Here is a 13,400-nt window from a genome sequence, read left to right on the forward strand (position 1 = left end):
ATAATGACACAGAATTATGATGTCATTGTCGTAGGGGCAGGGCACTCTGGGATTGAAGCTGGATTAGCGGCAGCACGTCGTGGCGCCAAAACACTGATGTTAACAATTAACTTAGACAATATTGCGTTTATGCCATGTAACCCATCAGTTGGCGGACCAGCGAAAGGTATCGTTGTTCGTGAAATCGATGCCTTAGGTGGTCAAATGGCTAAAACGATAGATAAAACGCATATCCAAATGCGTATGTTGAATACAGGTAAAGGGCCTGCAGTACGTGCATTACGTGCACAAGCTGACAAAGTATTATACCAACAAGAAATGAAACGTGTATTAGAAGATGAGCCTAATCTTGATGTGATGCAAGGCATGGTTGATGAGCTTATCATTGAAAATGATGAAGTTAAAGGTGTGCGTACAAATATTGGTACAGAGTATATGGCACAAGCCGTTATATTAACGACGGGAACGTTCCTTTGCGGTGAAATCATCTTAGGAAACTTAAAATATTCTAGTGGCCCTAATCATCAATTACCATCTATTACACTAGCGGATCATTTAAGAGGTCTTGGATTCGATGTTGTACGGTTTAAAACAGGTACACCACCACGTGTGAATGCTCGATCAATTGACTATAGCAAAACGGAAATCCAACCGGGTGACGATGTTGGTCGTGCATTTAGTTATGAAACGACAGAGTATATTTTAGACCAACTTCCGTGTTGGTTAACATATACAAATGGTGACACGCATAAAGTCATTGATGACAATTTACATTTATCTGCGATGTATTCCGGTATGATTAAAGGAACAGGTCCAAGATATTGTCCATCTATTGAAGATAAATTTGTGCGTTTTAATGATAAGCCACGTCATCAATTATTCCTTGAGCCTGAAGGACGTCATACGAATGAGGTCTATGTCCAAGGCTTATCGACAAGTTTACCAGAGCATGTTCAACGCCAAATGTTGGCTACCATTCCTGGATTAGAAAAAGCAGACATGATGCGTGCAGGCTATGCGATAGAGTATGATGCGATTGTACCAACGCAATTATGGCCAACACTTGAAACGAAAAAAATAAAAAATCTTTACACTGCAGGTCAAATTAATGGTACGTCAGGATACGAAGAAGCAGCAGGCCAAGGTTTAATGGCAGGAATCAATGCGGCAGCGCGTATTTTAGGGAAAGAAGAAACGATTTTACAACGCTCTGATGCCTATATTGGTGTATTAATAGATGATCTCGTTACGAAAGGGACAAATGAACCGTATCGTCTCTTAACATCACGTGCAGAATATCGCTTACTTTTACGTCATGACAATGCAGATTTACGCTTAACTGATATTGGTTACGAATTAGGACTCATTTCTGAAAAACGTTATGCAAAGTTCCAAGCAAAACGACAACATATTGAAGCAGAAATAGCCCGTTTATCTCAAATCCGAATTAAGCCAAACGAACGTGTACAAAGTATTATTGAGCGTGAAGGTGGTTCGCGTTTGAAAGATGGTATTTTAGCAAAAGAATTGTTACGTCGCCCTGAAATGACTTATACAACCATTTTAGAAATATTAGAAGAAACGTCTCAATTAGGTTCAGATATTGAAGAGCAGGTAGAAATTCAAACGAAATACGAAGGCTATATCACGAAATCTTTACAACAAGTTGATAAAGTGAAACGTATGGAACAAAAGAAAATTCCAGAAGACTTGGATTATAGTAAAATTGATAGTCTTGCAACGGAAGCACGTGAAAAACTTGCGGAAGTAAAACCATTAAATATTGCACAAGCATCACGAATTTCGGGTGTAAACCCTGCCGATATCTCCATATTGCTCGTGTATTTAGAACAAGGTAAATTGCAGAGGGTGAAATAAATGAGTGTCACATGGTTAGCATCTCAACTTGAATCTCATGGCATCACGTTATCGGATAAGCAAAAACAACAGTTTGAAACATATTATGATATGCTTATCACATGGAATGAAAAAATTAATTTAACAAGCATCACTGAAGAGCATGAGGTGTATTTAAAACATTTCTATGATTCTATTACACCAAGCTTTTATCATGATTTCACTCAAGATATGCATTTATGTGACGTCGGTGCAGGGGCTGGTTTTCCAAGTATTCCATTAAAAATCGTTTTTCCCAACATCCATGTCACGATTGTTGATTCTTTAAATAAACGTATTCAGTTTTTAAATCAACTTGCACATGCATTAGATCTTGAAGGTGTACATTTTGTACATGATCGTGCAGAAACATTTGGGAAAAATCAAGACTACCGAGGGTCTTTTGATATTGTAACAGCAAGAGCTGTGGCACGTATGGCAGTTTTAAGTGAATTGTGCTTACCACTTGTTAAAACGCGTGGCATGTTTATCGCTTTAAAATCATCAAAAGGTCAAGAAGAACTAGAAGAAGCACGATTTGGCATTGGTGTTTTTGGAGGGCGTATTGGTGATGTGCATACTTTTGAATTACCAGAAGATGCAGGAGAAAGACAAATTATTAAAATTGAAAAGCGTAGTCAAACACCTAAAAAGTACCCAAGAAAACCTGGCACACCAAATAAATCACCTTTAATCGACTAAATGGTGTAGGTTTGGGATGGTTTAAGGGAGAGAAGACATATGAAAAAACCTTTTTCTAAACTATTTGGATTAAAAAATAAAGATGAATTACTTGAGGTTGTAAACGATAGTGCACAAGGCGTGGAAACGATTAAGATTGAACGTATTGTGCCTAACCGTTATCAACCGCGACAAACCTTTGACACTGCACGCATTGAAGAACTCGCTGAGTCTATACACGCGCATGGATTACTTCAACCCATTGTCGTACGACCTATAGAAGAAAATATGTATGAAATTATAGCAGGTGAACGCCGTTTTCGTGCGTTACAACATCTTCATAAAAGTGAAGCGGATGTCATTGTTAGACTACTCAGCGATGAAGAAACTGCGGTTGTAGCACTTATCGAAAACATTCAACGTGAAAACCTGTCGGCAGTTGAGGAAGCAGAAGCGTATAAGAAATTATTAGCGTTCGAAGGTATCACCCAATCAGAACTTGCGAAAAGCGTTGGTAAAAGTCAAAGTTTTATCGCAAATAAGTTGCGCTTGCTTAAACTGGAGCCGATAGTTCTGGATGCGGTACGTGAACATAAAATCACGGAACGTCACGGACGTGCTTTAGTTGGACAACCCTCTGAACGCCAAAAAGAAATGTTAGAAATCATTTTAAATGAACAATTGAACGTGAAGCAGACAGAGGAGCGTCTGAAAGCGACACATACAGCTGTTGAAAAACCTGAAGACAGTGAAATCGTCACAGCGCGACCTCCTGAATTTGTACGTGATATTTCGGAAGCACGAGATATTATTGCCGATAGTTTATTAGAAATTAAAGCGAACGGCATTAAATATGAACAAAAAGAAAAAGATCATGACGACTATTATGAAATTAATATTCGGGTCTATCGAAAGTAACTCAGGACATTTCCTGGGTTATTTTTTTGTCAAAAATTAAAAGAGACTGAAGCTCATTAACATACATAAGGCTGAGACTATGTTGGGGCGAATTCTTAAGCTAACATGCTCGTAGAAGTAGCCATATTTTATGCGATATAGTCACATAGAAAAAACCTTCAAAATTCATGAGGGGGTGAACTTTGAAGGCGTAAATACATATTTTATAAAGTATATTAAATGCTTTGAAGTAAACGATGAAATAAGATATGCGTCGTCATTGAACCAGCGTCTTGAAAAGTCACCCTTGTATTACAGTGTGGCTTTTGCGGCTTCGATTGCGTCACGTGTGAGTTCATGGCTATTTACCCAATAAGATGTAACATGTGCGCCACGTTGCTTAAATAATTGTTCCACGTCATGACTTTGTTGAACAGTGACGATTGGATCATTTTCGCCCATGGATAGGAACACGGATTTTTGTGACAAGTCTAAATGTGTATCAACGTCCAAAGGATAGAGTGGCGCAAAAAGTAAGCCTTTACGATAGGGCATATCCGCATTTAATAATAATTCAATCGCGATATTCGCACCATTTGAAAACCCGACTAAAATCACATGATTGATATCAAACCCATAGTGCTGTGCGGCCGTTTGAATATATTGATGCAGTTCATGGGCGCGGAATTTTAAATCTTCAACATCATAGTTGCCTTCACCATGACGTTTGAAAAAACGGTTCATCCCGTTTTCTGAAACATTTCCTCGGACGCCAAGTGCGTGATACGATGGGTCAAGTAATTCAGCTACGGGTAATAAATCATGCTCATTGCCTCCGGTACCATGTAAAAGTACAAATGTCGGTGCCTGTGCTTGACCTTGTTTAAAAATATGTTCCATTTATTTTTCACCTCGTTTAAATCTAGGTCTTTCAATTGTAAAAAAGTCACCTAATGTTGCGTAATCATCACCGGCAAGACGGCTTACCGGTTGAAGTTTGGCAACATCCACATAACCTTGTTCGGGATCGTAAAGTGTCTCATCAATATAGAGATGTTTGATTTCTAATAGCATTAAGTCTGAGACAGTATGCCCTTCCGTCTTAATTTCAATATGCTCATACAGCCTTGTTTCAAATCGTACAGGGCTTTCATTTAAAGCTGGAATGTGTGATGTTGACGAATGACAAGTTGTAAACTGAGTCAAATCAAGTTCACTATTATTTACATTCAATGGTGCAGCGGTTTGATTCGCATCATGAACATTCGTTTCTGTCACCACATGTACGATTGCCTCTTTATGTGATGCGATATGACGGGCGGTATCTTTCATGGCGCCATCGTCGTGTCGCTGTATTGCTACAGATAGGATGGGCGGTTGTGATGACACGATATTAAAGAAACTAAATGGTGCAATATTCGTGATACCTTCTTCAGATAAAGTTGTAATGAGCGCAATGGGTCTCGGCGCAACGGTGCCAATTAAAAACTTATATAATGCGTGTTTTGTTAAACTTTCTGCTTGAATATGATACATCTCATCAGACCTCCACATAGAGAATTAATGGGATCGTTTTGTATTAAATGGTCTTATTTCAGATTCTATAAAGTCTCTTTTGCTTTCTAAAAATGGTGGTAAAGATAGTGATTCACCTAATGTTTCATAAGGTTCATCTCCCATGAAACCTGGACCGTCTGTTGAAAGTTCAATTAAGATATGTCCAATGCGTGCATAGAGTGCTTTAAAGAAGAAGCGGTCAATGATGCCTGAATTTCTAACGCCTAATGCTTCATAACGTTCAAACCAATCTTGTATTGCGGTATCATCTTCAACACGGAATGATACGTGGTGTACTTCACCGTAGCCTTGACGTGCTTGCGTACCTTGATCTTTACGTAAAATCACTTGTCCCCCATTACCACCTTCACCTACTTCTAAAATCGAAACATCTTCTGTTTCTAAAATAGGTGTCATGCCATAAAGATCAATGAGGGTTTGTTTAAATTTGTCGTAATAACTCATTGTAATCTCAATTGGACCTAATCCGTAAATCGCTTTATCTTCTGGGACAGGTCCATTTTTCCAAGGTACACCAGGTGCGACGCCTGTATTATTTTCATCAGAAATCAATTGGTAAGTCTGACCGTCCTCTTCTTCAAAGGGTAACACTTTTTTACCGAATAAGTCTTGAATACCATCATGTTTTACATTAAATGCATCAAAACGTGCTTGATAGTATTCGAGTGCTGCATCATTAGGAACACGAAATGAAGGACGGCTGATTGAATTCGTTCCTTTTTGACCTTTAGGATTGTTAGGAAAATCAAAGAATGTCATATCAGTACCTGCATTGCCTTCATCATCGGCAAAAAATGTATGGTACGTATAAATGTCATCTTGATTGACTGTTTTTTTCACAAGGCGCATGCCTAAAATATCTGTAAAAAAGTGGTAGTTACGTTCAGCATCATCTGTCATTGCAGTCACATGATGAATACCTTTTAATGGAAATTGAATCATAATCAAATCTCTCCCTTAATTATATTTCTAATTCGAAATAATTTTAATGTAAAAATCAAGTACACTGAGCCCATATTACTCGGCTTGTGTACTAATGCGTTTTAGAACTTTTTGTAAACTTTCAAGTTCTTCTTCTGTTAAATCTGAGAATACTGAAGCAATAGCGTCAGCATGTTGTGGAAAAATCTCTTCCATGAATGCTTGTCCTTTATCAGTAAGTGAGGCATAACTCACACGTCTATCTTTTGGATCTTGACGACGCTTTATATATCCTTTTTTCTCTAAGTTAGTAACGACATACGTGGTACTACTACTTGCGATTAAAATGCGCTCTTTAATGCGTTGAATGGTATGTTCTCCACGATTGTAGAGCACTTCTAATACAGCAAATTCTGTAACATTTAAACCATATGATTTGATGTCTTTATGAATTTTCTTATCTAACATGTCGTTTGTGCGTTTAAGTCCAATAAAAACTTTTAATGACGTCTCTGTACGATTCAAAGACAACACCTTCTTTGTTTATTATTTCGAATTCGAGATAATTATAACCGATACTATCATTTCTGTAAAGTGGAAAGTTTCAAAATAATGTGCTGAGTTGTGTGTGAAATGACATTACAAAATAGAAAATGCGATGTTATTAAATTGTTAAATAAACGCTTTTGTTTACTACTGTTTTACAAAATGACTTTAAATTAATAACAAACCTTGCTTGGTGGTATAAATATGTTACCATGCTGTTAGCTTTAAAAATGCAATAGTTTTAGGAGGATTTATATGAAAAAAGTAACAGCTGCGACAATCGCTACTATTGGATTTGCGACGTTTGGTCTCATGCATGGAGATGCCGAAGCGTCAGAAGGTATCCAACCGTCAGCTTATACTACAACATTTTCAGAAGAAACGAATGATTATATTACGATAGATGCGCACGGTAATTATCATCATACAATAGATGGTAATTGGGATGTGTCAATGTTTGAACAAGGTTTATATCAATCATCCTATACTGATGCCAGCGGCCATATGCACTATGTGTATTACACGCAAACATTCCAAAATGACAATAGTGACACACCTAGTCAATCTCATGAAGCCATTCAAGCCCAAAACCGTAATAATCAATCACAATACAATGCGTCACAGGCGTACACGCAGTCTCAGGGAAATTGGCATGTAAATGCGACAGATCAAACAGGTAACGGTACACAAGGTGGAAGAACTGCTTCTTATGGCATGTCTCAACAACAATCTGGTGGCAATGCTCAGCAAAATCATGACGGTACGTCGAACACGAGTCAAGCTGCGTCGGGATGGCTTAAAAAGTATCCGAAGTGGCAACCATATGGACAGTATACGACAGGTGGGGCACACTACGGGGTAGACTACGGTATGCCTGAAAATACACCAGTGTATTCATTTACTGATGGTAAAGTTATTGACAGTGGTTGGAGCAATTACGGTGGAGGTAACCAAATTACCATTCAGGAAGCGAACAGTAATTATTACCAATGGTACATGCATATGAATCAATTAAATGTTCAAGCAGGTGATACTGTTAAAAAAGGACAACAAATTGGTTTATCAGGTAGCACTGGGAATTCTACAGGTCCACACTTACATTTCCAACGTATGTCAGGTGGCATAGGAAATCAGTATGCAGTGAACCCAGACAATTATTTAGCAAATCAATAACCATTAAGACGGGTGTGTCTCTACGATAGACATACGCGTCTTTTTTATATTAGCGTGTTTTAACACGGCACGTTATGTCTGGATACTTTTGTAGCATAATATTGGTTAAATGGTGCGCAATGGTGGTATCATTTTTATAGTAGGAAAAATGCGGAATCGGCTTTGTGAATTTTGGACATATTCAGTTGTTGGATATTCAAGCTACAATTATGACTAAAGGAACAGGTGCGCGAGGTATTAATAACTATGAGGGGACGATCAAAGAACTCCATTTAAAACGCATTGAGACACATGGTGATGGTGCAGTAGGTATCCAGATCAGTAAGCCTGTGGATCAAATTACGGTACACGAAAATGTGAAAACGTATGGTGGCACCGGTGAATCATTAGTAAAAGGTGTTATTAAAGAATTATCTGCGATTGTCATTAGTATTTTAGACGGTGCTCAAGTAGAAGGTTTAGATGTTAAAGGCAATGTATATACGTACGGCAAAGAAATTGCGCCAGTCCAAAACGAAGGCGTTGTTAAAAATGGCTTAAATATACAAGGAGAAGCATAAAATAAATATGAATAGTGTTTTCGTTGATTTAATATGGGTAAAGAGAGTGGACATAACAATCCTGTATATCAATACAGCCAACAAAACTTATTCATATATTGCTCCCTATAAAGTAGATACTTAAAAAGTGAAAACTTTATAGGGGGTTTTTGTATTACTTTGATTACTTCCTTAGCCGAGACTTCTGAAGCACCTAGAAAAGCGAGGTGTTAGGAATAATCAAAATGAGATGATTTATGTCCTGCCTTCTTTTTATCATCATCTATGAGGGAATACACACCGCTGTGTTTTAATGGGTGATTTTCCAATTTGATTTTGTAGCATTTTTAGTGGTACTTCATAATGTTGACAATGTTGCCATGACAAATGGTCTTTAAAAATATGAAATCCTTGATTAAAAAATGTTCGTAAGTCATAAAATGATTCTGGAGTTACAGCATCTAATGGATATATTAATTCTGTTAATGACGTATCAAAATACGCGTAATCCAATAAAGGTTGATCAAATGTAAACGATGCATCGACAAATGGATATGGCAATATAAAGAAAGTTGGACCTTCAAATGTTTCATCACCAAACCAAAAGCCAAATTCGATAAAATGTTCATCAAAAGCTGCGTATTCAATCACTTGTGAAGGTTTAAATGTTTCGTGAAAAGCGTTGTAATTGAGTAACGTGGATATATCAAATGTCCTCCAAAACAAGCCTGGCTTCACTTTACGCGCACGAAATGGAGCAATAAATTGGCTTAACGCACGTAATGCAAATTTCATTAACTGTAAAACTTCTAAACTTATTTTTTTATTATAATGATGAACGGTATCTTCATCAAAAAGTGTAAGATCCGCTACTTATTGCGGTTTAGGATAGATTGAAACATCAATATCGAATTGTTTTAACGTATGCGTTATCCAGTTGTAATAGGTTTGGATGGATGTGCCATCTTTTAACGGATAATCAGCGCGGCCGCGATCTGTTACAATTTTGATTCGATGTGCTTGTAAGTCGACTTGGATGGTATAGGTACAATCATGATAGAATAATAGACCTGTTGAAAAGCCAGTCGTTGTAACGTCTAAAATAATATGTGCCGATTGGGGTTCTTGAATGGCACTCGCAATTTTATATTTGCCGTGCATTTGAGCAATGCGTTGAAGTGTGTCACGTTCTTTTGGCCATGCTTTCATTTTAAGCATATGGATGACCTCCTTAACGTTTTCAATGAACTATACCCGCTTTTAAAAATACATAAAAAAACATGTAAGCTTTGTAATGTGTGGTATTGTTTAATATTCGTTATTAACACAGCATCTGAATTGAATGCGCTTAATACGCATAATAAAAGCCTTCAGCGTGCATCTTTAAAAGTGCACGTTGAAGGCCATTTTTATATGAATTTTGAGGTGAAAAGCATTATAAAGCATCGTATTATTCTTCTACAGAGAATTCAGCATCAGCTTCAAATTTTACATCTTTACCAATCATAACGCCACCTGTTTCTAAAGCTTGGTTGAAGTCTACGCCGTATTTTTCACGGTTGATTTTACCTGATACAGAGAAACCAGTAACTTTACCACCTGACATAGGGTTCACACTAATACCATTAAAATCGAAATCAAATGTTTCTTCATGTGTTTGGCCAGCAATTGTTAATTCTCCAGTTACGCTATCTTCAGTAATTTTAGTCGTTTTAAATGTAATTTCTTTGTTTTCATCTGTATTGAAGAAATCAGCTGATTTTAAGTGATTATCACGATCTTTGTTACCTGTATTAATTGAATCAACATCAATTTTCACTGTTGCTTCTACAGTTGAAAGGTCGTTTAGATCACCAGTTAACTCAACATGATAATCATCAAAAGTGCCTTTAACTTTAGATACCATTAAATGTTTAATTGAAAAGTCTAATGTGCTGTGTACTTGATCGAAATTATATTTTGCCATTTTAAAATGCCCCCTAGTTATGTTTTATTACTTTATGGTATAAATAATATACCATAATTCAAACCATTTCAAGCAAAAAATTTCAAATTCGAAATAAAATCCAATAATCGCACAATTCTAATGATGTTCACATTAACTGTTTACCTATGTCATACGATATTGAAACATCCTGTTTCATGAGACGATGAAAAGCAATACTTTAAAAATTTGTGGGTCGTCAATGTCGTTTTAGCGCGTTTTATTACTTTAGATACCATAAGAAAACTTCGGGATAAAAAATCCGACGAAGGTTGAATAGCAGTCAACACGTAAGCGCGACATTTCATTTTATGAATTTAAATTTGTGTCAATATTGTGAATGAACAGCATATCGTTTACAATACAAGAAAGCGTTTTCAAAATTATTTAAGGGGAAAAAGGGGGAGTACGATGATTACGTTTATTGTTTGTATCATTGTGTTGATTTTAGGCTATTTTACTTATGGAAAATATATTGATCACATGTTTGGTCCTAAATATGATCGACCAACACCAGCACACGACCAACGCGATAATGTCGATTATGTCCCAATGAAAACATCTTCTAATTCACTTATACAATTACTTAATATTGCGGGTGTGGGACCTATTTTTGGACCGATTATGGGAGCACTCTATGGTCCGGTTGCCTTTATATGGATTGTAGTTGGTTGTATTTTTGCTGGAGCGGTCCATGATTATTTAACAGGGATGATTTCTATTCGAAATCGTGGTGCACATTTACCACAGCTTGCTGGGAAATTTTTAGGGCAAGCTATGAAACATGTGGTCAATGTCTTTACATTATTGTTACTTTTGCTAACAGGAACGGTTTTCGTAACGAGCCCTGCCTTGTTACTTCATAATTTAATGGACGGTCGCATAGCATTAGGCTTTATTATTTTCGTGATTTTTGTGTACTATATTTTATCGACAGTATTGCCAATCGATAAAATCATTGGACGTATTTATCCTGTATTTGGGGCGTTACTTGTCATTAGTGCTGTGGGCGTAGGATTCAGATTAATTCAAACTGGCTCGCCAATTCCTGAGCTAACATTACAAAATATGCATCCCGACCATGCGCCGATATTCCCTCTACTGTTCTTTACGATTACTTGTGGGGCGTTATCAGGTTTTCATGCGACACAGTCACCGATTATTTCACGTACAACGAATAAAGAGAAAAATGCGCGTGTGATTTTTTACGGCATGATGATCGCAGAAGGTATCATCGCAATGATTTGGGCAGCGGCAGCGATGAGCTTGTTTGGTAGTTACGGAGGTTTACAAAACGTATTGGCTCAAGGTGAAGCGGCACTTGTAGTAAGTAAAGTCGCGACGATGCTTTTAGGTTCAGTGTTTGGAACAATTGCTATTTTAGGTGTCATTATTTTACCGATTACAAGTGGTGATACATCATTTAGAAGTGCACGGATGATTATTGCAGATTATATTCATTTAGGACAAAAGGCCATTGGCAAACGATTTCTTGTGGCTGTTCCGTTATTTGTAGCAAGCTTTTTACTGACTCAAATCGATTTTACGATTTTATGGCGCTATTTTTCTTGGGCTAATCAGACGACTGCAGCGGTCGCATTATGGGTAGGTGCAATGTATTTGTTGATTGCGAAGAAAAACTTTTGGGTAGCGGCAGTTCCAGCAACGTTCATGACATGGAATTTGTTCACTTATATTTTAAGTCAACCAATAGGATTCGGTTTGGACCTTAATTTGAGCTACGTTATCGCAATAGGGTGTACGGCGTTATGGCTCGGCTATTTCATTTACCAATATCGTAAAAATACGGTTGGCGCCACTTTTGTATTAGATCATCCTGTAAAAAACAAAAAGGTGCCCAGCATCTGAAATAGTATGATAATAAAATAATGAAATTTAAAGGGTGTTGTCAGATTTACTGGCAACGCTCTTTTTAGTATGACCTGAGACTACCTTTTTGTTTATTTGTTATTCTACGAAAGTGTTTTATTATTCGTTTCTATCTGTAAATGTTAAAATAAGTGTCGAAGAAAAGGAGATGACCACATGATAGTAGAATCCATTCAAGGTAATATTGCAAATTTAACGCAAGAAGAAAAACAAATGCACATTGAAAAAGTATATCTTGAAAATTCTGATCTCGTTAAACGTATCCAACGTGTCACAACGGATCACGGTACAGAAATAGGCATTCGCCTAAATCAGCCCATCGATTTACAATATGGAGATATTTTATATCGTGATGAAAACAATATGATTATTATAGATGTTAATTCTGAAGATATTATCGCGATAAAGCCACGCTCGTTGAAAGAAATGGGTGACATTGCGCATCAATTAGGTAACCGTCATTTACCTGCACAATTCACTGACACGGAAATGCTCGTTCAATATGATTACTTAGTTGAGGACCTATTAAAAGGTCTAGGCATTCCTTATGAACGTGAAGCACGTAAAGTCAATCAAGCCTTTAAACATATAGGACATTCTCATGATTAAGCAAGCTGAACTAAAGCTCTTTCAATTTTGTGATTCACAATTTCCAACGGGTGCATTTAGTCATTCATATGGATTAGAAACTTACATTCAACGGAATGACGTTGACGATGCGGCATCGTTTCAAAACTGGTTAGAAGTGTTTCTTACAGAGCAGTTAACATATACGGATGGTTTAGCGATGCGTATGACGTATGAAGCGGTTGAAAATCACGATATCGCAGAAATGAAACGCATTGATCAATTATTGTTTGTACAAAATATTCCTAGAGAAACGCGTGTGGGTACAAAGCAAATGGGAAAACGTATGGCACACTTGGCACATACGCTTTATGATGACCAATGGTTAAATTGGTATTTTAAAGAAGTCAGTGCATATCGGCTTCATGGTCATCCTGCAGTAGTATTTACATTATTAGGACATCATTTAGGTATTGCTTTAGAACGAATTATCGATTATTTCTTATACCAAAATATTTCAAGTTTAACGCAAAATGCGGTGCGAGCCATTCCGTTAGGACAAACAGAAGGACAAAAAATTGTTATGGATATGATGGCTTTTATTACAGAAACGCGTAAGTCTATTATGCATCAAGAAACATCCAATTTTGGACTTACTGCACCAGGCATTGAGATGAATCAATTAGAACATGAAAATGTGAACGTTAGAATCTTTATTTCGTAGGAGG

13 protein-coding genes and 1 pseudogene are annotated in these 13,400 nt (G+C 37.1%); 8 read left to right on the forward strand and 6 right to left on the reverse strand.

Annotated features, from left to right (window positions below):
* The first annotated feature begins 3 nt into the window (after positions 1 to 3).
* From mnmG to GJE18_RS00135, 3 genes are read left to right on the forward strand one after another with little or no spacing between them, the layout of a single operon-like run.
* On the forward strand, positions 4 to 1,878 hold the full coding sequence (mnmG, locus tag GJE18_RS00125; protein WP_107368496.1) for a tRNA uridine-5-carboxymethylaminomethyl(34) synthesis enzyme MnmG: 1,875 nt from the start codon (positions 4 to 6) through the stop codon (positions 1,876 to 1,878).
* Positions 1,879 to 2,598 (forward strand): 16S rRNA (guanine(527)-N(7))-methyltransferase RsmG, encoded by a 720-nt coding sequence (gene rsmG, locus GJE18_RS00130; protein ID WP_060552170.1) that lies wholly within the window; start codon positions 1,879 to 1,881, stop codon positions 2,596 to 2,598.
* Between the two features lie 39 nt (positions 2,599 to 2,637).
* Entirely contained in the window at positions 2,638 to 3,495 is an 858-nt protein-coding gene (locus tag GJE18_RS00135) for a ParB/RepB/Spo0J family partition protein (RefSeq protein WP_107368497.1), read from the forward strand.
* A gap of 291 nt (positions 3,496 to 3,786) precedes the next feature.
* On the opposite strand, the gene mhqD is transcribed toward GJE18_RS00135, so the two are convergent.
* The 4 genes from mhqD to GJE18_RS00155 form a co-directional block, all read right to left on the reverse strand.
* The gene (gene mhqD, locus GJE18_RS00140; RefSeq protein WP_037565145.1) at positions 3,787 to 4,374 is read right to left on the reverse strand and encodes a methylhydroquinone degradation carboxylesterase MhqD; all 588 of its coding nucleotides are present in this window, start codon (positions 4,372 to 4,374) and stop codon (positions 3,787 to 3,789) included.
* On the reverse strand, positions 4,375 to 5,010 hold the full coding sequence (locus GJE18_RS00145) for a flavin reductase family protein (protein ID WP_060552173.1): 636 nt from the start codon (positions 5,008 to 5,010) through the stop codon (positions 4,375 to 4,377).
* Between the two features lie 24 nt (positions 5,011 to 5,034).
* Positions 5,035 to 5,994, reverse strand: a complete 960-nt coding sequence (gene mhqE, locus GJE18_RS00150; protein ID WP_107396919.1) for a ring-cleaving dioxygenase MhqE — start codon at positions 5,992 to 5,994, stop codon at positions 5,035 to 5,037.
* 75 nt (positions 5,995 to 6,069) lie between these two features.
* On the reverse strand, positions 6,070 to 6,498 hold the full coding sequence (locus GJE18_RS00155) for a MarR family winged helix-turn-helix transcriptional regulator (protein ID WP_037565140.1): 429 nt from the start codon (positions 6,496 to 6,498) through the stop codon (positions 6,070 to 6,072).
* A gap of 276 nt (positions 6,499 to 6,774) precedes the next feature.
* Between GJE18_RS00155 and GJE18_RS00160 the strand changes: the two genes are divergently transcribed.
* Both GJE18_RS00160 and GJE18_RS00165 read left to right on the forward strand, forming a co-directional pair.
* A complete protein-coding gene (locus GJE18_RS00160) occupies positions 6,775 to 7,692 on the forward strand; it encodes a M23 family metallopeptidase (RefSeq protein WP_082624778.1) in 918 nt (305 codons plus the stop codon).
* A 164-nt stretch (positions 7,693 to 7,856) separates the two neighbouring features.
* The gene (locus tag GJE18_RS00165) at positions 7,857 to 8,252 is read left to right on the forward strand and encodes a hypothetical protein (RefSeq protein ID WP_060552175.1); all 396 of its coding nucleotides are present in this window, start codon (positions 7,857 to 7,859) and stop codon (positions 8,250 to 8,252) included.
* Positions 8,253 to 8,510: 258 nt separating this feature from the next.
* Here GJE18_RS00165 and GJE18_RS00170 read toward each other — a convergent pair.
* Together GJE18_RS00170 and GJE18_RS00175 are read right to left on the reverse strand one after the other, a co-directional pair.
* A pseudogene (locus GJE18_RS00170) lies at positions 8,511 to 9,449 on the reverse strand (DUF5996 family protein).
* 232 nt (positions 9,450 to 9,681) lie between these two features.
* A complete protein-coding gene (locus tag GJE18_RS00175; protein ID WP_060552176.1) occupies positions 9,682 to 10,197 on the reverse strand; it encodes a YceI family protein in 516 nt (171 codons plus the stop codon).
* 429 nt (positions 10,198 to 10,626) lie between these two features.
* On the opposite strand from GJE18_RS00175, the gene GJE18_RS00180 reads away from it, so the two are divergent.
* From GJE18_RS00180 to GJE18_RS00190, 3 genes are all read left to right on the forward strand, one after another.
* Complete coding sequence (locus GJE18_RS00180; protein ID WP_107368499.1) at positions 10,627 to 12,084, forward strand: carbon starvation CstA family protein; 1,458 nt, start codon at positions 10,627 to 10,629, stop codon at positions 12,082 to 12,084.
* 177 nt (positions 12,085 to 12,261) lie between these two features.
* Complete coding sequence (ureE, locus tag GJE18_RS00185; RefSeq protein WP_060552178.1) at positions 12,262 to 12,714, forward strand: urease accessory protein UreE; 453 nt, start codon at positions 12,262 to 12,264, stop codon at positions 12,712 to 12,714.
* Complete coding sequence (locus tag GJE18_RS00190; RefSeq protein WP_107368500.1) at positions 12,707 to 13,396, forward strand: urease accessory protein UreF; 690 nt, start codon at positions 12,707 to 12,709, stop codon at positions 13,394 to 13,396. Before ureE ends, GJE18_RS00190 begins: the two co-directional genes overlap by 8 nt.
* The last annotated feature ends 4 nt before the right edge of the window (positions 13,397 to 13,400 follow it).

Source organism: Staphylococcus agnetis (genome assembly GCF_011466855.1).
Taxonomy (GTDB): domain Bacteria; phylum Bacillota; class Bacilli; order Staphylococcales; family Staphylococcaceae; genus Staphylococcus; species Staphylococcus agnetis.

Bases quoted from the DNA above. Each gene is read 5' to 3' on its own strand.
- GJE18_RS00180 (WP_107368499.1), top strand. From the start codon at position 10,627: ATGATTACGTTTATTGTTTGTATCATTGTGTTGATTTTAGGCTATTTT.
- rsmG (WP_060552170.1), top strand. From the start codon at position 1,879: ATGAGTGTCACATGGTTAGCATCTCAACTTGAATCTCATGGCATCACG.
- GJE18_RS00175 (WP_060552176.1), bottom strand. From the start codon at position 10,197: ATGGCAAAATATAATTTCGATCAAGTACACAGCACATTAGACTTTTCA.
- GJE18_RS00145 (WP_060552173.1), bottom strand. From the start codon at position 5,010: ATGTATCATATTCAAGCAGAAAGTTTAACAAAACACGCATTATATAAG.
- GJE18_RS00135 (WP_107368497.1), top strand. From the start codon at position 2,638: ATGAAAAAACCTTTTTCTAAACTATTTGGATTAAAAAATAAAGATGAA.
- GJE18_RS00160 (WP_082624778.1), top strand. From the start codon at position 6,775: ATGAAAAAAGTAACAGCTGCGACAATCGCTACTATTGGATTTGCGACG.
- mhqD (WP_037565145.1), bottom strand. From the start codon at position 4,374: ATGGAACATATTTTTAAACAAGGTCAAGCACAGGCACCGACATTTGTA.
- GJE18_RS00190 (WP_107368500.1), top strand. From the start codon at position 12,707: ATGATTAAGCAAGCTGAACTAAAGCTCTTTCAATTTTGTGATTCACAA.
- mnmG (WP_107368496.1), top strand. From the start codon at position 4: ATGACACAGAATTATGATGTCATTGTCGTAGGGGCAGGGCACTCTGGG.
- ureE (WP_060552178.1), top strand. From the start codon at position 12,262: ATGATAGTAGAATCCATTCAAGGTAATATTGCAAATTTAACGCAAGAA.
- mhqE (WP_107396919.1), bottom strand. From the start codon at position 5,994: ATGATTCAATTTCCATTAAAAGGTATTCATCATGTGACTGCAATGACA.